The sequence below is a fragment of the Actinokineospora diospyrosa genome (assembly GCF_024171925.1).
GTDB classification, from domain to species: Bacteria; Actinomycetota; Actinomycetes; order Mycobacteriales; family Pseudonocardiaceae; genus Actinokineospora; species Actinokineospora diospyrosa.
Genome location: NZ_JAMTCO010000009.1, coordinates 62,250 through 82,614 on the forward strand (window position 1 = coordinate 62,250; position 20,365 = coordinate 82,614).

The window sequence follows — 20,365 nt, forward strand, 5'->3', positions numbered from 1 at the left end:
CAGCGCCTAGATCCGGCTCGACTCCAGCGGCGTGACCAGGATCGCCCGGGCGCCGACCTCCCACAGCTCGTCCATCACGAACGGCGCCCGGTCCCGCGGGACCAGCGACCGCACCGCCACCCAGCCCTCGCGGGCCAGCGGCGACACCGTGGGCGACTCGATGCCGGGGGTCAGCGCGCAGGCCGCCTCCTGCACCGCGGTCGGGCAGTCGAAGTCGATCATCACGTACTGCCGGGCGATGAGCACGCCCTTGAGCCGCCTGCGCACCCGCTCCACCGCGGTCGCGATGGACCCGTCGCCGTCCTCGGTGTCCGGGCGGCGGATCAGCACCGCCTCCGAGCGCAGGATGGGCTCGCCGAACACCGCCAGACCGGAGTTGCGCAGGCTGGTGCCGGTCTCGACCACGTCGGCCACCGCGTCGGCGATGCCCAGCTGCACCGAGGTCTCCACCGCGCCGTCGAGCCGCACCAGGCGGGCCTCGACGCCGTGGCGGGCCAGGTAGCCCCCCACGAGACCGGGGTAGCTGGTGGCGACCCGCTTGCCAGCCAGGTCGGCCACCGCGGTCAGCTCGCCGGGGCGGGCCGCGAAGCGGAAGGTCGACTCGGAGTACCCGAGCGGGAGGACCTCCTCGGCGCCGGTGTCGGCGTCGAGCAGCAGGTCGCGGCCGGTGATGCCCGCGTCGAGGGTGCCGGAGCCGACGTAGAGGGCGATGTCGCGCGGGCGCAGGAAGAAGAAGCGCACGTCGTTGCGGACGTCATCGATCATCAGCTCGCGGTTGGCGCGATGGACCCGGTACCCCGCCGCGGTGAGGAGTTGGTCGGAGGGGAGGCTCAACGACCCCTTGTTGGGCACGGCGATGCGTAGCGTGGTCACGCGCCGGGATCCTGCCATACGGAGCAGCGCGACCGATGACCCCTGAGTGAACCCCGGGCGACCTCACAAGCCCGGCGTCTTTCGGGACCGGGCGACACCGCGGGGGAGGAGTGGCACAAGCCAGCTGCACGACCCCGCGCCGCTGGAAACCCGGCGAGGCCGGACACGCAGGGCGTAGGTCGCGTGTCCGGCCCGTACCCGTGGCCGACCCACCATTCGGGTGACCCGGGGCCCGGAGCCGACGGCCGGTTTCCGCGACGGCCGTCCGTGCTCCGATCGGAGTGGTGCAGGGTGACTTGAGCATGCCGGACTGATCGTCGACGCGCCCATCCCAATGACTCATAGTTTCGGGTTATGCACCATTCGCCCGATAGCAGGCTGGTGTGCGCCGAACGGGTGTATAGCGCGCTCAGTCCTTGACGTCGGGGCAGTATTGCGCAAGGGCGGCCGCCCGGCCTGCCTCGACCTCGGCGTCGGTCGCCACCCCGGTCGTGGCGCGCACCCAGGCGGCGATCGAGGCCAGGTTGAACCGCTGCGTCTCGATCGAGTTCGGGTCATCGGCGACCGCGCCGACCAGGTGGAGCGCGAGGCCGAGGGCCGCCCCGTCCCACCCGGGCCCGACGAAGAGCGACCCCGCCGCGCTGCCGGCGAACTCGACCGGGACCGTGTGCTCCAACTCGAGCCGGGTGTGGGTGTCGTCGCCTGATAGCCGTACCTCGACCAGGCTGCTCGGCCCGCCGAAGGTGACTCTCAGTCGCGAGGGTGGCTCGCAATGCAGGATCTCCCCGCCCGCGTTGCCCTCCAGTTGGAACTGTCCACCCGCGCGCAGGTCGCCGCTGATCGGCAGGAACCACCGCCGCAGCCGTGCCGGGTCGGTCAGCGCGTCCCACACGTCGTCGGGGGTGGCCGCGTAGTCGCGGGTCAGCAGGACCCGGATGTGGCCCTCCACCTCGGTGACCGCGCGACCGGTGGCGCCGATCTGCGCGCCGATGTCGATCATGGTGGGTCCTTCCTGGTCGGGGTGCCCCGGCGCCTGCCCCTGGCCAGCTCGGTGCCCAGCGCGTCGAGCCGCTGGTCCCAGAACCCGCGGAAGCGCTCCAGCCACCGGTCGACCTCGCGCAGCGGCTCGGCCTCGACCGAGTACAGCCTGCGGGTGCCCTCGGCGCGCACCGCGGTGAAGCCGTTCTCCCGCAACACCCGCAGGTGCTGGGAGACGCCCGGCTGGGAGATGCCGAACTCCGAGCGGATGAGCTCGGTGATGGACCCCGCGGAGCGCTCGCCGTCGGTGAGCAGTTCCAGGATCCGGCGGCGGACCGGGTCGCCGAGGACGTCGAACGCGTGCACGGCGCCACTGTGTCAGTTTGTGATTATATAAGTCAAGCCTGGCATCCACTGAGGAGTGTCGTACCCCCGGGGTAGCGTCGCGAGCACCTGAGGAGGAGGGGACCAGATGGGCTTCAAGATCGACCTGACCCTGGACTGCGTCGACGCGGAGCGGCTCGCGGAGTTCTACAAGGCCGCCTTCGGCTACCTCGACGAGCCGCCGCCCGCCCCGTTCGCCACCAGGCAGGAGTGGCTGGCGCAGTTCGAGGACGAGGACGACGGGGGTGGTGGTGCCTGGCTGTACGACCCGGACGGTGTCGCGCCGCGGCTCTGCCTGCTGGACGTGCCCGAGCCCAAGACGGCGAAGAACCGTTTGCACATGGACATCCGGGCCTCGGCGGCCGGGCCGCCCGAGCGGCGGTGGGAGCTCGTCTCCGCCGAGGTGGACCGGCTGGTCGGCCTCGGCGCGCGCCGGGTCACCGAGTTCGCGGGCCACCACGTGGTCATGGCCGACCCGGAGGGCAACGAGTTCTGCGTCGCGTGACGCCCCGTCCACTGTGGAGCAGCTGAAAACCGCCGGTCGCCGCCCGCCCGCGGCGGTTACACTTGATCGTCATGCGGATGTGTGGCGTCGGGTGGCGTCCGTGATGCGCCCCTTGCTCGCCTTCGCCAGCACCGTGGGCCCGGGCTACACCGCGCTCACCGTGTCCGGCGAGGTCGACATGTCCAGCGCGCACCTGCTCGACCAGGAGCTCAGGGCCGCCCAGGCCGACCGCGGCACCGTCATCCTCGACCTCACCGCCGTCCGCTTCCTCAGCGGCGCGGGCGTGGACGTGATCCTCACCGCCGCCCAGCGCGCCGCCGAGACCGGCACCCGCTTCGCGGTGGTGGCCCCCGCCGACGAGCCCGCCCACCGCACCATCACCCTCGCGGGCCTCACCGCCCCCGCCGAGTCGATCCCAGCCGCACTGTCCGATGCCGACCACGAGCCCCTGACCTAGTGGCGCGACCCAGAACGTCGACCGTGTCTCGACCCGCCCACGACGCGCCTGGCGGCGTTGCCGAAACGCCCAAGTACACCCAGTACGAGGACGTTCCGGCGCCTTGCCGGCCACGCCGTGGACCCGCCGACACACGGCCAACGTTCTGAGTCGAGCCACTAGCCCTGCGGCCTTGCCTCCAGGGCCTCGACCGTGCCCCGCCCCGTGCTACCCGAGCGTTCCCGGCGCCGCCGAGGCCCAGCAACGCCCCGGGGTGGACCACCGGTTGCCTGAGGGCTGTCGGACCAACCGATTCGGCCGTTCGGAGGTCTCGGTTGTTCCCGGCTGGGAGTCGCGCGGTGTCCGCCGTGGACATGGCGCCGGCGTCGCCGGTACTCGGCAGGCGCTCCGGTGGCGCATCGGCTGTCCGAGGGCTGTCGGACCAACCGATTCGGCCGTTCAGCGTCGCTGACTATCCATAGTCGACAGTTGTGCGCCCGGGTGGGCGGTGCCCGCGGACTCCACCGTGGCCGCGTAGGCGTTCAAGTACGCGGGCCCGCCGCTGTCGAGCGGGTCGCCGACCGGGATCGCCGAGCACGTGTCGAGCCGGTCGGCGGCGCGGCGGTTGACCCGGTTCCTCGGCGACCTGTTCACCGGGCTGGTCCCGGTGCGGCCCGACCGCGCGAGCGTGGTGTTCGCGGTGCCGGACCGGTGGGCGGTGTTCGGTGAGAACGCGGTCATCGCGCCGGAGGAGAGCCAGACCGGCCGGGAGTTCACCCGGCTGCTGACCGCCGAGGTCGGGTTCGCTGACGCGCGGCTGGTCCCCGGCCTGCAATGCGTCGCCGCGGTGGACTCGGCGATGTCGGGCACCACTCGCTCATGCCCGATCGGCGCTCGGGGATGGGTAGCCTGCTGTGTAAGGCTTTCGCATTGGTTTGGTCGGTCAACGATTGTCCACTACCGACAGTTGTTCGGCTCGGGCGTGGAGGCGTGTGATGTCCGCGGCGGACTTGGCGGTGTCGAGCACGATCAGGTCCGGGCGGATCAGTGCCGCGTGGACTCCTGCTGAGCGCAGCCACCCGGCGTAGGGGGAGTCGAGGTCGACCACCGCGGGGTGCGGGCCGAGCAGGTCGTCGGTCCAGCCGTCCGGCGTGGACCACTGCGGGCACAGGCGTCCCGCCAGTGGGGTCCGGCCGACCAGTGGGCCGGGGGCGAGCGCGGGGGAGCTGTAGCGCAGTGCGGCCCCGGCGACCCCGGGCAGTCGGGCGGCGCCCCGGATCACCGCGCGCCGCGCGGGCCCGGCACCCAGTGCCCACCCGACGACCTGCGCCGACCGGATGGTCCGCACCGCCTGCGCCCCCCGCTCGGACTCGTAGGTGTCGAGGATCCCGGGGTCGCCGCCGCGCAGGGCGTGCACCAGCTTCCACGCGAGGTTGTGCGCGTCGCGCAGCCCCGACCCCAACCCCTGCCCCACGAACGGCGGCCCCTCGTGCGCCGCGTCCCCCGCCAGGAACACCGACCCGACCCGCCACCGCCGCGCGACCCGGGCCCGGAACGTGTACGCCGCCTCCCGCACGACCTCCGCCCCGCCGGTCCACGGCGGAGCGGGCCGCCCACCGTCCACCCGGTACTCCCACCGGTACCGCCGCCCCACGACCCGCATGTACGTCGCCGCCCGCCGCCGGTCGCACACCTGGTGCACCCCACCCCACCGCACCAGGTCGTCCCCCTCGACGTCCACCACCACCCACGACTGCGGCCGCCCCAACGTCCGGCTCCCGATCCCCAACTCCCGCCGCACGAAGCTGTCCGCCCCGTCGCACGCCACGACGTACCGCGCCCGCACATCGCCCGCGTCCGTCCGCACACCCCACTGCTCAACACCCGTGACCGTCACCCCCCACCGAACCCGGTCCCCGACCTCGTCCAGCAACAACCGCTCCAGATCGGGCTGGTGGAACATCGACGACTCCGGGTACCCGCCCGCCCCCACCGCCGAGTCCCGGGTGAACTCCGCGAGCACCGACCCGCCCGGCCCCACCAACCGCAACCCCGGCATCCCCCGGCTGATCGCTCGAAACCTCTCACCGACCCCAACAGCCTGCAAAACCCGCGCGACCTCCCCATCCACATGCACAGCCCGCGGCAACCCGTACGGCCCCGCGTGCCGCTCCACTACCTGGACATCCACCCCACCCCGCCCCAACAACCCCGCCACCACCAACCCGACCGGCCCCGCACCAACCACCACAACCTCAGTCACCCCTCCCCCCTACCACCCCCCGCGCCTCCCCACCACCCCCCGACTTTCGGCTCCTCGAATCCCCCTACCACTAGCCGCTATCAAGATAATCTTTAGTACCCGGAACAAGCTCGCCTCAGCCCAAGAAGCCCCCCCGCAGCCGCGTCAATACCGCCGTGCGCTGTGGTGTTCCGGCGCACGGCACCGTCGCACCGGGTCCTCGGTCCGGGGCTGAGTTGTCCACAGCCTCTGGCTCGACGCCCCGGTTTTGGTGGTGTTTGTCGGTAAGCTGTATGTCGGGGGCTGCTCAGTCCGGTTTGATCTTCATCGGACCCGGATCTGTTCGGTCCGGGGCCTCAGTGTCGAATGCCTGGGGCGCCGCCGACACCGGCCGCCCAAAGACGACGCCCGCTGGTCCACGGAACCTACCGGCTGGCCAACCCGCGTCCCAGCGCCACGACCACCACCCCCGCCACAACCACCCCCACCAACCCCACCCGCAAACTCACCGCGTCCGCCACCACCCCCACCACCGGTGGCGACACCAGCGATCCGATCCGCAGCATCCAGCTCACCACCGTCAACCCCACCCCAGCCCCCAACCCCGGCAGCTCGTCCGCGCTGTGCATCGCTGCGGGCACCAAAGTCGCGGTCCCCAAGCCCGCCAACGTGAAGCCCACCAACGTCATCCCCACCGACGGCACTGCCAGCGCGACCCCCATCCCCACCGCCGCCAGTCCGCCGCCCCACCGCACCACGCGGCGCTGGCCGAAGCGGTCCGTCACGCGGTCCCCGAGCAGCCGCCCCACCGTCATCGCGGTTTGCAGGCATACGAACCCCAGGCCCGCCGTCAGCGCCCCCGCGCCCAGCGAGCCCGACAGGTAGATCGCCGACCACGAAGCTCCCGCGTCCTCCACCAGTGCTCCGCAAGCCGCCAACACCCCGAACGCGACCAGCAATCCCACCGGACGCCCGGATGTGTGGACCTGGGGGACCCGGTCGTCCCCGGGCAACATGAAGCGATAACACGCCAGCGCCACCGCGCTGAACAACGCGGCCACCCCGATCAGGTGCGCCGCCAGCGGCACCGCCAGCCCGGCCGCGGCTGAGCCGAGCAGGCCGCCGCTGACCGCGCCCACGCTCCACAGGCCGTGGAACGAGTTGACGATCGAGCGCCCGTAGCGGCGTTGGACGCGCAGGCCGTGCGCGTTCTGGGCGACGTCCACAACGGAGTCCAGGGCGCCCGCGGTGAAGAGGGCGGCGGCCAGCGGGAGCCACCCGGGGGCGAGCCCGATGGCCACGACCGCGACCGAGAGCGCCACGATCCCCCACGCCGCCACCCGGGAGGAGCGCAGGCGGGTGATCAGCGCGGGGGCGAACAACCCCGCCACCAAGGCGCCGAGGGGAGCCGCCGCCAGGGCCGTGCCCAGGGCGGCGTTGGTCAGCCCGAGACCGGCCTTGATCTCCGGCAACCGGGGGACGACGGTCGCGTAGAGGGCTCCGTTGGTCAGGAACACGCCCGCGACGGCGGCCCGGGCGCGGCGGTCGGAGGGAGTCGGCGGCATCACGAATGAGGCTACGTCACCCACCGTGAGTGGTCGTTCTGGATCTTGAGCGGCTCGATCGGGTGGATTCGGCGGTAGGGGGTTGGCTCACCGTGGCGAGCACTGGTTCTCTTCACCGCGTCCGAGGTCGTCGGGGGCGCGCGCCCCAGGAAGGTCGGGTCGTCGATGCAGCCGTTCCAGTTGCCGGAGTTCTACATGCCCTACCCGGCGCGGCTGAACCCGAACCTGGAGACCGCCCGCGCGCACACCAAGACCTGGGCCCGCTCGATGGACATGATCGACGTCCCGCAGCAGGGCACCATGATCTGGACCGAGGCCGACCTCGACGCCCACGACTACGCGCTGCTGTGCGCCTATACCCACCCCGACTGCGACGCCACCGAGCTGGACCTCATCACCGACTGGTACGTCTGGGTCTTCTACTTCGACGACCACTTCCTCGAGCTGTTCAAGCGGACCCGCGACATCCCCGGCGCCCGCGCCTACCTCGACCGGCTCCGCTTGTTCATGCCGGTCGAGGGCCCGATCACCGAGGAGCCGACCAACCCGGTCGAGGCGGGGCTGGCCGACCTGTGGGGGCGCACCACCCCGGCCATGTCCGCCGACTGGCGGCGCCGCTTCGTCGAGAGCACGAAGAACCTGCTCGACGAGTCGCTGTGGGAACTGGCCAACATCAACGAGGGCCGGGTGTCCAACCCGCTCGAGTACATCGAGATGCGCCGCAAGGTCGGTGGCGCCCCCTGGTCGGCGAACCTGGTCGAGCACGCCGTCGGCGCCCAGGTGCCCGCGGTGATCTCCGAGAGCCGCCCGATGCACGTGCTGCGCGACACCTTCGCCGACGCCGTGCACCTGCGCAATGACCTGTTCTCCTACGAGCGCGAGGTGCTCGACGAGGGTGAGCTCAGCAACGGTGTGCTGGTGTTCGAGCGCTTCCTCGGCATCGGCACCCAGGAGGCGGCCGAGCGGGTCAACGACCTGCTGACCTCCCGGCTGCACCAGTTCGAGCACACCACCTTCACCGAGCTGCCACCGCTGTTCGACGAGCACGCCATCGACCCGGCGAGCAGGCTCGGCGTGCTGGCCTACGTCAAGGGCCTGCAGGACTGGCAGTCCGGCGGCCACGAGTGGCACATGCGCTCCAGCCGCTACATGAACGGCGGCGGCGCCCCCGGCACCGGCGTCCTGGGCGGCCCGCTCGGCCTGGGCACCTCCGCCGCCCGGATCATCCCGTCGCTGCTGGCCACCCACAAGCAGCGCGAACGCTCCTTCACCCACGTCCCGTTCGAGGAGGTCGGCGCGGTCGCCCGCCCCCAGCTGCGGATGCCGTTCCCGGTCCGCTCCAACCCGCACCTGGACGCGGCCAGGGACAACGTGATCGCCTGGGGCCACGCGGTCGGCATCATCGACGAGATCCCCGGCCTGTGGGACGAGGAGCGCTTCCGCGACTACGACCTGCCGCTGTGCGCCGCGGGCATCCACCCCGACGCCACCGCCGAGGCGCTCGACATCTCCTCGGGCTGGCTGTCCTGGGGCACCTACGGCGACGACTACTACCCGGTCGTTTTCCGCGACCCGGCGCACTACCCGGCGGCCAAGGCGCAGACCGAGCGCTTCTCCCAGTTCATGCCGATCGACGGCGAGCCGACCCCCGAGCCGGTCAACGCCCTGGAGCGGGCCCTGCTCGACCTGTGGCTGCGCACCTCGGCCCCGATGGCGCTGGACAACCGGGCGCGGTTCCGCGAGGCCATCGAGGTCATGGTGGACAGCTGGCTGTGGGAGCTGACCAACTCCTACCAGAACCGCATCCCGGACCCGGTGGACTACATCGAGATGCGCAGGCACACCTTCGGCTCCGAGCTGACGATGAGCCTCTCGCGCATCGGCCACGGCCGCACCGTGCCGCCCGAGGTCTACCGCAGCCGCCCGGTGCTGGCCATGGAGAACGCCGCCATGGACTACGCCTGCATGATCAACGACATCTTCTCCTACCAGAAGGAGATCCAGTTCGAGGGCGAGATCCACAACCTGGTCCTGGTGGTGCAGAACTTCTTCGACACCGACCCGGACACCGCGATGCGGGTCGTCGGTGACCTCATGGACTCCCGGATGCGCGAGTTCGAGCACGTGACCGCCACCGGCCTGCCCGCCCTCTTCGCCGACTTCGACCTCGGCGCCGAGGCGCAGAACACCCTGCTCGGGTACGCCGAGGAGCTGCGCAACTGGCTCTCCGGCATCCTCGAGTGGCACGAGGGGTGCCGCCGCTACGCCGAGTCGGACCTGCTGCGCCACTTCCCGGAGAGCCCCGGCGCGCCGGGCACCCCGGGCTTCCAGAGCCGCCCGAGCGGCCTGGGCACCGCCGCGTTCACCATCATCACCCCGCCGCGTTCGCCGCAACCGGCCAGCGCCGTCGCCTTGGCGGCCCAGCGCAGCGGCGTCGAGGGCGCGTCCCAGCCCGCGGGGCTCGGGGTCGCCGAGACCCGGGTGAAGCTGCCGACCCCGACGAACCACGTCGAGGTCCCCAGCACCCCGTCGCTGCCGCGCCACCCCGTCGGTCTCCGGACCGAGGCACGGATCCCGTACGCCACCGCGCAGGCCCCCGCGCCCGCTCGGCCCGTCCCCGGCGGCCCCGAGTTCCAGCGCCGCCCCGCGGGTCTGGGGACAGCGGCCGCCCGGGTCACCCCGCCGACCCGCACCGCGAGCGCCGCCACCGAAAGCTAAGCGCTGGGCGCTGTCCTGTGAGTCTGGTGCGTGCGCCCGGCTTGTCGGGCAGCGCCTAGTCCGCTCGGCCCAATCCCGAGCGGGGCCCACTGCGCCGCGCGGTCCGCGTGGCACACTTCGGGATCGTGTGGACATTCGGGTGGCGGGCGCTCTACCGCCAGGTGGTGCGGTCGTCGTTCGCGACCGTCCCGTTCTACCGGGAGCTGTGGGCCGTGGACGGTCGCACCGAGCCGGTGGTGGTCAGCGGTCGGACCGGTGCGCACGGCGGCGCCGTCCCGGCCGCCGCGGTCAGCGGGCGGTTACCCGACCTGGTGCCCCTCGCGGGCGGGTCCGCCGAGGTGGATCCCCTGCGCGGCTTGGAGATGGTGCTGCACCAGTGCGCCAGGGTCACCCCGGACACGGTGATCATCGGTGCCGTGCCGCCGCACCACCCGCGCGGGCTCGCGCTGGAGTCCACACCGGACGAACCGCGGGGCGATCTCCTCGCCGTCGGCACCCCGGCGCAATTGGCCGGTGTCGCCGCGGGGATTCCCCGGGTCCCCCTGGTCACCCCCGGCGAGCGCGGGACCGAGGGCTTGCTGGTCGACGACCTGCTCGGCGTGCTGGGCGGGGTCCGCGACTGCGGGAACTGGCACCTGGATTGGCCCCGGGTCTACGCCCGGGAAACCCCGCTCGGACTCGCGTTCACCCTGCTGCTGCAACGCTCCCCGCGCCTGGTGGACATCGTGCCCGCAGGGGGCGCTGAGGGCCGGGTCGACCGCTGCCCCCAGCACCGGACCCCGGTGATCGCCGCGTGAGGGCTGACATCTTCGACCCCAGGACCGACCCGGAACCGCCGTACTGGCGGGAACTGCGCGTCACCGCGGGGTTGCGCGCGGACTGGGCTTGGGAGGTCCTCGCCGCCCAGGCCTGGGGCGCCAGGACCGTCCAGCTGATCACCGTGCTCTTCGACGGCACCACCCCGAAAGCCGTGGTCAACGCGGCCTGGCTCGGCGCGCCGCTGCACCGGTTCTCCTTCGCCGCCGCCGGGTCGCGGCCGTGGGTGGGCGCGGTGCACGTGCGCGGACCCGGCAGCGGCGCGGTCCCCGGCTGGTGGCTGGCCGACGACCTCCCGATCACCGTGCTCACCGAGGCGTACGCCCGCGCGATGCGCCGTGAACTCGGCCCCGGCTGCCTCGCCCTGGTGCTGCGGCAGGTCACCGAGGAGCAGGCGGCCCAGGCGGGACGGCTGCGGGTGGTGCGGCCGACCGAGCGGATCTGGCGGTTCCCGGTCCACGCCTGGTCGGACCCGGAGGCGTGGCTGATGACGTTGAGCCGCAGCCGCCGCAGCAACCTGCGCGGGATCTTCCGCCGGGTGCGGGAGAACGAGGACCTCGAGATCCGGATCGAGACCGGCACCACGACCCTCGACGAGGTCCGGGTCATCGAGGCGATGCGCTGGAACGACGACAAGTACGGTGGCAAGCTGATCCCCCGGGTCCGCATCCTCAGCGGGTACCTGCGGGCGCTGGTCGCGCAGCCGGACGTGCACTCCACCAGCTACATCGACCGCCAGAGCGGGGAGTTGATCGCGTTCGGCACCGCGCTGGACCACCCGACGGTGCCGATCGTGCGGTCCTGGACGCAGCGGCCCGCCGAGCAGGGCGGCGCGAAGTACCTGTACTTCTACCACCTGGCCAAGCAGGTCGACTGGGCCATCGCCGGGGGCAAGCAGTGGGTCGAGCTGGGCAAGGGCAAGGCGCAGGAGAAGCAGTCCCTCGGCGCGGTCCCGGCCGACCAGGCGGCGATGGCGGTCCCTATCCGACCGTGGTGACCTCTCTGGACAGTCTGGTGTGGAGCACGATCGCCTTGGTCGCCAGGCCGACCACCAGCGCCAGGAACGCGCCGACCGCGCCGAGCGGTCCCGTCGCGGCGATGGCGGCGACCGAGGTCGCGATGAGCGAGGCCAGCGCCGCGCTGGTGGTCAGCGACAGGACGGACCCGTTGGTGTTCTCCAACAGGAACACCGCGTAGACGACCGCGCAGAACGTCGTCATCTCGACCAGTACCACGACCCCGAGCAGGATCCGGTTGTCCGACACCGGGGCGAGGGTCCCGAGCACGGCGACGGTGACCACCACCAGGCTCGCGATCACCGCCGTCCACCCGCTGATCCGCCGCGCCAGGGCCCTGCCGCCCACCCCGCCCGTGCCGCGCAGGCGCAGTGACGTCGCGGGTTGGATCAGTCGCAGCACCAGCACGCCGAAGGCGCCCAGCGCGCTCGACACCAGGATCAGCACGTACACCAGTGCCGTCTCCGCCGGTTTCGCCGCCACCGCCAAAACGATGTAAAGCACTGAAACGCCCGCGGTGTCGGCGACATCGGAGAAGCCCAGCAAGAACACGCGCCGGTTGAGCAGCGTCGCCAAACCAGGCCGGGTCTCGTGTGGACGGTCACGGGGGACCAGGGCCGCCAGCACCGCGCACACCACGATCAGCCCGCCGGTCAACGCGAGCAGGTAGCTCACCGGACGCAATAGGCCCACAGCGGCGAGTCCGGCCATCCCGACGACCCATGCCGCGTAGCTCAAGAACGCCGCGGTGTCCCGCCCGGGTCGTGACGCCAGCCGGTGCACGGCGGCCAAGACGGACAACAGGCCCAAACCGGCGGCGTTGGTCGCCGCGGCCGCATAGAGGGCGACCAGTCCGCCGACGGGTAGTAGCGCGGCGGTGATCAGCAGCCCGATCGCGAACGGCAAGGCCGCCCGGATCAGCAGCATCCGGGTTACCTGCGGCCCCAGCATCCGAGTGCGGGGGACCGCGGTGAGCGCGGACTTCTCCACGCCGAGCACCAGGGTCTGCAACCAGGCGAAGGTCCCGGTGGCCGCGACGTAGCGGCCGAAGTCGTCGGCACCCCAGACCGGTAGCAGCGCCACCATCGACAGCTGGATACCGGCTCGGGCCGCCCCACGGCCCGCGATGACCCGCAGGGCGGCCCGCACCTCAGCCCTTGCTGGTCACGGCGGGCGACTCGTCGGTCCCGGCCGAGTCGGCCCCGTGTGAGTCGGCTCCGTGTGAGTCGGTCCCGCTCGCGGCGTCGGCCTTGGCCGACCCGCTGGCCTGCGACGACTCGCCGGACACCGGGGCCGCCTTGCCGCGGCCGACCAGCTTGCGCCACACCCGGTCCGGCAGCGTCAGGATCAGCACCGCGACCACGACGTGCACGATGATCAGCGCGAACGCCTCGTACTTCGTCGCCGGGTGTCCGAGTCGGACGGTCATGTGGTCGGCCCAGGTCCACACCTCGGGGATCGGCGTCCACGCCGGGTCGGTGTGCGGGTTGAGGGTGAGGAACGCCAGGTCCTCCAGCCCCGAGAGCTGCAGCACGATCATCGCGTAGCCCAGCCTGCGGGCCCCGCCCGGGGTGCCGCCGCCGAGGCGGTGCGACAGCGTCAGCGCCAGGATCAGGAACGGCGTCAGGGTGAGGACCAGGTAGTAGAAGCTCTTCTCGTTGGCCGCGGCGAAGAAGATCTGCGGGACGAAGTAGGCGAAGTACACCAGGAAGCACAGCGGGACCGCGACCCGCGCGATCTTGTGCCGGACCGCCAGGCTGAACCGCATCGCCGCGATCGCCTCGACGGCGAGCACGAACGGGACGAGCTTGGCCAGCAGCACCCAGATGTTCGGAATCGATTTCTGGTGCGGGAACCCGAACCAGACCGCGCCCGCCGCCGCGAACGCGAGAGCGGTGATGATGATGAACGTCCTGTGCGCGCGCAGGCCCGTGCCGGTATCCGCCATGCCGTTGAACTCCATGCCCCGTGTTGCCCCGATCCAGAATGGGCATAATACGCGGGAATCCCTTGCGTGGAAGGGGGATCGGCCCCCTGGTCGAAGCGGTGGGGCCAATCGGAGCACCCGGGGAGGGAGTGGCCGGATGGGATATTCCCAGTTGGCCTGGGAACGGGCGGCCGCCGCGGTGGGCGCGCGGGCGGTGCGCGAGGTCCCGTTTTACAGGGAGCGGCACGCCCGCGGCCTGGGTTTGGCGCCGGTGCCGACCGCGGAGCTGGAGCGGCGGCTGTGGGCGTTGTGCCCGTTGTCGCGGCCCTACCGGGCCACGGCCGAACCCACGCTGTGGACCGGGGATCCCGCTGATCTCGCCGCCGCGGTGCGCGGGTGCGGTGCCGGTGGGGGAGCCGTGGTCGAGGTGCGCTCGGCGCTGGTGCCGTGGGAGCGCCTGGGACCGCTGGGGCCCCGGTACGCGGCGGTGCTCGCACCCACGGCCACCGCGGTCGAGGTGTCCGCCTCGGACGGTCCGGCCCGTGCGCTCGTCGCGGCCGGGCGGGCGCTGCTGGTGTCCCCGCCGGACGTGGCCGCTGCCGTCCAGTCCCGGATCGGGACCGCTACAACGATCGTGCGCAGGCTGAGCAAGGTGGGTGACCCGGGCAGCCCCGCCGTCTTGTACGACCGGCACCTGGGCTACTTCGCCGCGCGACCGACCAGTTGCGGCCAGTGGCACGTGCTCTGGCGTCGTTTCCACGTCTCACCAGGGGAGACCGGCGTTCTGGTCACCGCGCTGAAGCGGCGCAGGCCGACCTTGGTGCGGGTCGCGGTCGACGTCGGGTTGGGCCGAGTGGGGGAGTGTCCCGTGCACGGCACACCCGTCCTTCAGGCCTGAAGCGCCGCCAACACCGCGTCCCGCAAGGGCTGCGCGCCGTCGCGGTAATCCCGCACCGCGGCGGAGATCTCCTCGGCGGTGAACAGCTCCAGCAGCGCCACCGGGCGCGGCCCACCGTCGGTTCCGAACAGTCCCGACCGCAACGCTGAAGCCTGTTCGCGTTCCAGGGGTTCCCCGCGCAGGTAGACCGCCGCCGCCTCGTCGACCGCGGCCGCGTCCGGCAGGTCCTGCGCCCGGCGTGACACGATCCAGCACTGGGCGCGTCCGGGGCCCGCGAGCCAGCGCCTGGCGTGGTCGACCCGCTCGCGGGCGGCGTCGGTGTCGTCGCCGAGGTCGGCGACCACGTGGTCCACCCGGTAGCACCGTTCGTGCAGCCGACCGATGATGGCCGACACCGGCGGTAGGCCACTGTGGACGGAACCATCGGCCATTCGGTCGAACCGGTTGTGCAGCTGGTAGTAGGTCGCCCGGTCGAGTTCCGCCGCCGCGAGCGCTTTCCCGGCCGCGGTTCGCGCCCACGCGAGCACGTCCGGGGCCAGGTACCTGGCGTGCGGGTCCGGCGGTGCGGGCGGGGGGCCGCTGGGGGCCGCCCGCAGCGCGTCGAGGTCCCGGGTGGACACCACGGCCTCGCAGCGGGCGCACCAGAACCGGGCCGAGCGCCTGCCCAGCCGGTACACCACGGTCGTCCCGTCCCGGCCGCACTGCGGGCACCTCGGCGACAGCGCCTCCCGCTCCGGCGAACGGCCCAGCAGCGTCGCCGCCATCCGGGCGTGCCTGGCCAGCGGGGTCACCAGCCCACCACCAGGTTGCTGGCGACCGGTCGCGCGCCGAAGCGCTCCTTGATCCTGGCCATCCCCTTGCCGGGGCGCAATGTGGCCCTGCCCAGCGAGATCGTGTGCGCGACCAGGTCGACGTAGTGGTCGAAGTAGAGGTTCGCCACGTCGCCGTCCACCCGGTCGCGGGCGCCCCAGTAGCTCATGGTCAGATCGATTCCGTTGTCGTGCACCGTCGAGAGCGCCAGCAGCCCGGACTCGTCGGAGTAGGTCGCGAACCGGGTCGCCGGGTCGGCGTTGAGGTGCTCGAGGTAGTGCTCGGGGACCGGGGTGCGCACGACCGCGCGGCGCTGGTGGCGGAACCGGATGAGGTTGATCAACCGGGCCGCCTCCGCGGTGGGCACGGTGTCCACGATCGCCCGCGTGGCGGTGATCCCGCTGCGCATCTTGCGCAACTGCGAACGCCACTTCGCGGGAAGGGTGCTCAGGTAGTCCTCCACACTGGACCATTCGGTCGACAGCACCGTGTCCGGTGAGACGGCCAGCACCCGTCGGGTCCGGCGGTCGAAGGCGGCGACGTCGTCGGATCCCACGTGCCGGTAGCAGAATCCGGCCACCCGGTGCCGGGCGCGCACGGCCCGCTCGAACGCCAGCACGGCGGCCCTTTTGCCCGCCGCGTCCAGCCCGACCGCGAACAGGTGCCCGGCGATCGAGGCGGGCGCGAGGCGGCATTCGATGAATCCCGCGCGCGGCACCGAGCCCGCCCGGTGGTAGTGGCGGTAGCCGCCCGCGCCGAGGAACCTGGTGTGGAGCAAGGCAACCACGTCCGTCCCATCGCGAACGACCGCGAGCACGGTGGCCGACTGGCTGGCCCAGGCCGCGGTCGTCAGCGGCGCCGCCCGCCACAGCACCGGCGCGCCCACCGAGGTCACGAACCGGTCCCAGTCCGGGGGCACCGCCTCGGTGAGGGGATCGAGCAGTTCCCCGTGCATGATCTCCTCGTTACGCTCCACCGACCCCGCGGGAGACACCCGCGCGGGCGACACTCTCCCGGAGGACCACCGTGCCTGTCCAGGACTGGCAGTCCGACGCCGAGGCCACCATCGACGCGCACCTGCGCGCGGTGGCCGGGCGCGACCTCGACACCCTCGCCGCGACCGTCCACCCGGACGTGACGGTGATCATCCCGTCCGGACGGATCCTGCGCGGCGCCGAGGAGGTCGTGGCCTTCCACCGGGAGTGGTTCACCGACGGTGACTGGACCTACGCTACCGAGCCGGTCCTGGCCACCACCACGGCCACCACCGCGACCCGGGTGCTGGCGGTGACCGTGGTCGGCGAGCCGGGCGCCGAGCCGTCCCGGTTCCTCATGGGACTGACCTTCGTCGCCGAGGCCGGGCGCTGGCTACTCATTCACGACCAGTGCACGATCGGCCGTCCGGCGTAGTTTCTCCGCCTCCTCACCCGCGCCGGGGAATTCCGGCGTGCATGACCCTTTTGCCACCTCAAAAGCGTTGTTATAGTCCGCGTCACTTCGTGGCAAGTCCGACTCGCACAACGGCGCCGAACCCACATCGGCGCGGATCCGCCATGCGCGCAAGCGAAACCGGGTCAAGTTCGGCGCAGCGTGACCGGACCACGAACGCGGTGTCCCACCTCACCGGTGGGCGCCGCTGGGACCAGGCGTGACCGACGCCGGGTCGCCGTCGGCTGAGGAGGGGTTCGCGGCAATGGGGAAACCGGTCCTGATAACCGGAGTGGCGGGTTTTCTCGGCAGTCATCTGGCCGATGATTTGCTCGACCGCGGTTACTCCGTTCGCGGTATCGACAACATGATCGATGGATTCAAGGAGAATATCCCGGCCGGGGTGGAGTTCCACGAAGTCGACTGCCGGGACGCGCTCGCGCACCCGGAGCTGTTCGACGGCGTGGAGCTGGTGTACCACTGCGCGGCCGCCCCCTACGAGGGGCTCTCGGTGTTCTCGCCGTTCCTGGTGCACGAGCACACGACCAGTGCCACCGTGGCGATGCTCTCGGCCTCGGTGCGCGCCGGGGTGTCGCGGTTCGTGCACTGCTCGTCGATGTCGCGCTACGGCGAGCTGGTGCCGCCGTTCACCGAGGACATGACGCCGGTGCCGCTGACCCCCTACGGCATCGCGAAGTACGCCGCGGACCTGCAGGTGCGCGCGATCGCGGGGGTGCACGGCATGGAGCACAACATCGCCGTGCCGCACAACATCATCGGCTCCCGGCAGCGCTTCGACGACCCGTACCGCAACGTCGCGGCGATCATGATCAACCGGGTGCTGCGCGGGCTGCAGCCGATCATCTACGGCGACGGCAGCCAGACCCGCTGCTTCAGCTTCGTCTCCGACGTGGTGTCCTGCTTGACGAAGCTGGGCATCGATCCCGCCATCACCGGTGAGACGATCAACGTCGGCCCGGACGAGGGCGAGGTCACCGTGCTGGCCCTGGCCCAGGAGATCTGCTCGATCGTCGGCGTCGACTGCGACCCGATCTTCATGCCCGCCCGCCCGCTCGAGGTGCACCACGCCACCTGCAGCTCCGACAAGGCGCGCCGCCTGCTGGGCTACCGCACCGAGGTCGGCCTGCGCGACGGGCTCACCGAGATGGTCGGCTGGATCGAGCGGACCGGGCCGCGCGAGTTCGACTACAACCTGGAACTGGAGATCGTCAACGAGCTGACCCCGCGCACCTGGTCGAGCAGGTTGATGTGACCGGCCTGACCGCGATCGTGCCCTGCTACAACGAGGGCGAGCAGGTCGACGTGGCCTACCGCTCGGTGTGCGCGGCGCTGGGCGGCATCGACGGGTTCGAGTTGCTGTTCATCGACGACGGCAGCCGCGACGACACCCTCGCGCGGATCAAGGCGCTCGCCGCGGCCGACAACCGGGTCCGCTACATCTCCTTCGCGCGCAACTTCGGCCTGGTGGCCGCGGTGACGGCCGGGTTCCGGTACGCCTCGCGGCCGTGGTCGGTGCAGTTGGACGCGGACCTGCAGTTCCCGGCCGAGGAGACCTGGGCGCTGCTGGACACCGCGGCGCAGGGCTACGACGTGGTGTTCGGGGTGCGCCGCGACCGCCAGGACTCGTGGCTGCGGCGGGTCGGCGCGGCGGGCACGCACTCGGTGGCCCGGCGGTTGTTGGGCATCGAGGTGCCGCAGGGGGCGAGTTCGTTCCGGGTGGTGCGCACCGCGGTCGGTCGGACCATTGTGGACTTACCGACCGGGAACTCGCACTTCGTCGCCAAGGCACCGCAGATCGGCGCGCGGTACACCACGGTGCCGGTGGCGCACGCGCCGCGCACCGCTGGCACGTCGAAGTTCCGCTTCGGCAGGCTGGCAGGCGACGCGTTCGAGCTGCTGTTCGGCTTCTCGTGGCGGCCGCTGAACGTGTTGTACGGCACGGCGGCCGCGGTGTTCGCCATCGCGGCGGTGCTGTCGTTGCTCGGCGCGTTCGGTGTCGTGTCGGGCACGGCGCTGCTGATCGCCGCGGTGCTGACCAGCGCGCTCGGCATGGCGTCGACCGCGTTGGTCGGCCGCTACCTGCACCGCCGGATGCTGGACGCGCGGCCCCGCCGGATCTACTACATCCGGGAGGCCAACCTCCCGGTCGCCGACGAGGACCTCCTCGACCGCGGCGCGTCGACCGTCCCGCCGCCCGTGCGGCGACCGAACCTCGAGGTGGCTTCATGACCCCCGCCCTGATCGTGCTCGGCGCGGGTGAGGAGCAGGTGGTGCTGTTCCGCGAGGCGCGCCGCCGCGGTCTGCCGACCATCGCGGTCGACATGCGCGCCGACCGGCCGGGCATCGCGTTGGCCGACCGGTTCCTGCAACTGTCCACAACCGACCACCAGGCGATCGCGGAGGCGTTGGCGGGCGAGGAGATCGCCGGGGTCGTGTCGACCGCGGCGGACACCTGCCTGGACTCCTGGCACCACCTGTCGGAGCACTTCGCCACCCCGTGGCGCTACCCGGCGTCGGCGGCGTCGGTGTCGATGGACAAGTCGGCCTTCCACGCCCTGGCCGCCTCGGTCGGTGTCCCGGTGTACCGCTGGGCGCAGTCGCACGACCTGGCGCACCTCGCGACCACGGCGGCGGGGTTCGGGCTGCCGCTGGTGGTCAAGCCGACCGACGCGTCGGGGTGCCGCGGTGTGCTGCGGGTGGATGATCTGTCCGAATTGGACGCCGCGCTGCACAACGCGGCGGTGAACTCCCCGAGCGGGCAGGTCATCGTCGAGGAGTTGGTGCGGGGCAAGGACTACACGGTCAACGTGTTCCTCGCCGGGGGCGAGCTCGCGCTGGCCCTGATCACCGAGAAGCACATCGTGCCCGGGCCGCGGTTCCTGATCGGCGGCCACGTCGCGCCTGCCGACCTGGACCCGGGTGTGGAGACCGCGCTGCTGGCCGACGCGCACGCCCTGTGCCTGGCGATGGGCCTGACCGACGGCCCCGCCAACTTCGACGTGATCGTCGCCCCGGACGGCACGCGCTACATCCTCGAGGTCGGCGCCCGCATGTCGGGCAACGGCTTCCCCCGCCTGGCGCACGCCGTGGCGGGTGTCGACTGCGTCGAGGCCCTGGTGTCGCTGGCCATCGGCGAACCGGTCGAGCTGCGGCGCGACCGGAGCGAGGTGGCCCGGCTGCACGTGTTGACCTCGCCGCTGGAGGAGCCGGGCGAGCTGGTCTCGGTCGGGGACTTGTCCGAAGTGGCGAAGTTGCCCGGCGTAAGTGACGTGGACGTGTTCGCAGCGCCGGGCGATGTGGTGCAGCCGTTCACCGAAGCGGGCCGCAAGCTGGGGTGGCTGGTCGTGCACGCGCCTACGCGGGCGGAACTTGAGGAGAACCTGAACGGGGCTCTTGAGGTGCTGGACCTTGTAGTGGCGCCAGCGACGGTTCCTGTGTGAGGTTCGGAGATCCGCCGCTCTGATGGGTGTTGGGTAGTGCTGTGGGCTCGATGGCGCCGGTCATCGACGTGGTCCGTGGTGGTTGGTAGTGCGGTTGGCTCGATGGGGCGAACTTGTTTTGCGCGGGGCCCCTACAACACCCGACGCAGAACCGCAAAGCAGGGGCCCAAAAGCAGGCCCTGCCGCTGACGACGCTACGGGTGTTGTCCCCCCACGCAAAACAAGTCCGCCCCATCGAGCAGTGGCAGGGTGGTGAGGTTGGGGCGGGGGTTCGTGGTGGTGGTGGTGTGCACGGCTGCCCCATCGAG

The 20,365-nt window shown here is 71.8% G+C and carries 20 protein-coding genes; 10 read left to right on the forward strand and 10 right to left on the reverse strand.

The features are described 5' to 3' along the window. Window positions 1–6: 6 nt before the first annotated feature. The 3 genes from hisG to LV75_RS18570 form a co-directional block, all read right to left on the reverse strand. Window positions 7–873 (reverse strand): ATP phosphoribosyltransferase, encoded by an 867-nt coding sequence (gene hisG, locus LV75_RS18560; RefSeq protein WP_253888204.1) that lies wholly within the window; start codon window positions 871–873, stop codon window positions 7–9. Between the two features lie 409 nt (window positions 874–1,282). Beyond that, a complete protein-coding gene (locus tag LV75_RS18565) occupies window positions 1,283–1,873 on the reverse strand; it encodes an SRPBCC family protein (RefSeq protein ID WP_253888205.1) in 591 nt (196 codons plus the stop codon). Beyond that, entirely contained in the window at window positions 1,870–2,217 is a 348-nt protein-coding gene (locus tag LV75_RS18570; RefSeq protein WP_253888206.1) for an ArsR/SmtB family transcription factor, read from the reverse strand. Before LV75_RS18570 ends, LV75_RS18565 begins: the two co-directional genes overlap by 4 nt. Before the next feature lie 106 nt (window positions 2,218–2,323). Between LV75_RS18570 and LV75_RS18575 the strand changes: the two genes are divergently transcribed. Together LV75_RS18575 and LV75_RS18580 are read left to right on the forward strand one after the other, a co-directional pair. Continuing rightward, window positions 2,324–2,740 (forward strand): VOC family protein, encoded by a 417-nt coding sequence (locus LV75_RS18575; RefSeq protein WP_253888207.1) that lies wholly within the window; start codon window positions 2,324–2,326, stop codon window positions 2,738–2,740. Between the two features lie 103 nt (window positions 2,741–2,843). Then, a complete protein-coding gene (locus tag LV75_RS18580; protein ID WP_253888527.1) occupies window positions 2,844–3,197 on the forward strand; it encodes an STAS domain-containing protein in 354 nt (117 codons plus the stop codon). Window positions 3,198–3,635: 438 nt separating this feature from the next. Here LV75_RS18580 and LV75_RS18585 read toward each other — a convergent pair whose 3' ends face one another. From LV75_RS18585 to LV75_RS18600, 3 genes are all read right to left on the reverse strand, one after another. Further along, a complete protein-coding gene (locus LV75_RS18585; RefSeq protein WP_253888208.1) occupies window positions 3,636–4,046 on the reverse strand; it encodes a hypothetical protein in 411 nt (136 codons plus the stop codon). Window positions 4,047–4,119: 73 nt separating this feature from the next. Beyond that, window positions 4,120–5,439 (reverse strand): FAD-dependent monooxygenase, encoded by a 1,320-nt coding sequence (locus LV75_RS35535; protein ID WP_308211006.1) that lies wholly within the window; start codon window positions 5,437–5,439, stop codon window positions 4,120–4,122. A 404-nt stretch (window positions 5,440–5,843) separates the two neighbouring features. Next, the gene (locus LV75_RS18600) at window positions 5,844–6,983 is read right to left on the reverse strand and encodes an MFS transporter (protein WP_253888209.1); all 1,140 of its coding nucleotides are present in this window, start codon (window positions 6,981–6,983) and stop codon (window positions 5,844–5,846) included. Window positions 6,984–7,148: 165 nt separating this feature from the next. Between LV75_RS18600 and LV75_RS18605 the strand changes: the two genes are divergently transcribed. The 3 genes from LV75_RS18605 (at window position 7,149) to LV75_RS18615 (ending at window position 11,514) form a co-directional block, all read left to right on the forward strand. Next, window positions 7,149–9,701: a terpene synthase family protein gene (locus LV75_RS18605; RefSeq protein WP_253888210.1), complete on the forward strand. Its 2,553-nt coding sequence runs from the start codon at window positions 7,149–7,151 to the stop codon at window positions 9,699–9,701. A gap of 125 nt (window positions 9,702–9,826) precedes the next feature. Next, the gene (locus tag LV75_RS18610) at window positions 9,827–10,498 is read left to right on the forward strand and encodes a hypothetical protein (RefSeq protein ID WP_253888211.1); all 672 of its coding nucleotides are present in this window, start codon (window positions 9,827–9,829) and stop codon (window positions 10,496–10,498) included. Beyond that, window positions 10,495–11,514, forward strand: coding sequence for a GNAT family N-acetyltransferase (locus LV75_RS18615; RefSeq protein ID WP_253888212.1), 1,020 nt, complete (start codon window positions 10,495–10,497; stop codon window positions 11,512–11,514). Before LV75_RS18610 ends, LV75_RS18615 begins: the two co-directional genes overlap by 4 nt. On the opposite strand, the gene LV75_RS18620 is transcribed toward LV75_RS18615, so the two are convergent. Both LV75_RS18620 and LV75_RS18625 read right to left on the reverse strand, forming a co-directional pair. Continuing rightward, window positions 11,498–12,682 carry a hypothetical protein gene (locus tag LV75_RS18620; protein ID WP_253888213.1) on the reverse strand — a complete coding sequence of 395 codons (1,185 nt, stop codon included), beginning with the start codon at window positions 12,680–12,682 and terminating at the stop codon, window positions 11,498–11,500. The genes LV75_RS18615 and LV75_RS18620 overlap by 17 nt on opposite strands. A gap of 1 nt (window position 12,683) precedes the next feature. Continuing rightward, window positions 12,684–13,496, reverse strand: coding sequence for a hypothetical protein (locus LV75_RS18625; RefSeq protein WP_253888214.1), 813 nt, complete (start codon window positions 13,494–13,496; stop codon window positions 12,684–12,686). Window positions 13,497–13,617: 121 nt separating this feature from the next. Here LV75_RS18625 and LV75_RS18630 point away from each other — a divergent pair, with 121 nt between their 5' ends. Next, the gene (locus LV75_RS18630) at window positions 13,618–14,358 is read left to right on the forward strand and encodes a hypothetical protein (protein WP_253888215.1); all 741 of its coding nucleotides are present in this window, start codon (window positions 13,618–13,620) and stop codon (window positions 14,356–14,358) included. On the opposite strand, the gene LV75_RS18635 is transcribed toward LV75_RS18630, so the two are convergent. Continuing rightward, a complete protein-coding gene (locus LV75_RS18635; RefSeq protein WP_253888216.1) occupies window positions 14,349–15,149 on the reverse strand; it encodes a hypothetical protein in 801 nt (266 codons plus the stop codon). The genes LV75_RS18630 and LV75_RS18635 overlap by 10 nt on opposite strands. After that, window positions 15,146–16,144 carry a hypothetical protein gene (locus LV75_RS18640; RefSeq protein WP_253888217.1) on the reverse strand — a complete coding sequence of 333 codons (999 nt, stop codon included), beginning with the start codon at window positions 16,142–16,144 and terminating at the stop codon, window positions 15,146–15,148. Before LV75_RS18640 ends, LV75_RS18635 begins: the two co-directional genes overlap by 4 nt. A gap of 50 nt (window positions 16,145–16,194) precedes the next feature. On the opposite strand from LV75_RS18640, the gene LV75_RS18645 reads away from it, so the two are divergent. From LV75_RS18645 to LV75_RS18660, 4 genes are all read left to right on the forward strand, one after another. Continuing rightward, window positions 16,195–16,578, forward strand: coding sequence for a YybH family protein (locus LV75_RS18645; protein WP_253888218.1), 384 nt, complete (start codon window positions 16,195–16,197; stop codon window positions 16,576–16,578). A 283-nt stretch (window positions 16,579–16,861) separates the two neighbouring features. After that, window positions 16,862–17,869: an NAD-dependent epimerase/dehydratase family protein gene (locus LV75_RS18650; RefSeq protein WP_253888528.1), complete on the forward strand. Its 1,008-nt coding sequence runs from the start codon at window positions 16,862–16,864 to the stop codon at window positions 17,867–17,869. Beyond that, a complete protein-coding gene (locus tag LV75_RS18655; RefSeq protein ID WP_253888219.1) occupies window positions 17,866–18,846 on the forward strand; it encodes a glycosyltransferase family 2 protein in 981 nt (326 codons plus the stop codon). The genes LV75_RS18650 and LV75_RS18655 overlap by 4 nt, the downstream gene beginning before the upstream one ends. Continuing rightward, a complete protein-coding gene (locus LV75_RS18660; protein ID WP_253888220.1) occupies window positions 18,843–20,057 on the forward strand; it encodes an ATP-grasp domain-containing protein in 1,215 nt (404 codons plus the stop codon). The genes LV75_RS18655 and LV75_RS18660 overlap by 4 nt, the downstream gene beginning before the upstream one ends. The last annotated feature ends 308 nt before the right edge of the window (window positions 20,058–20,365 follow it).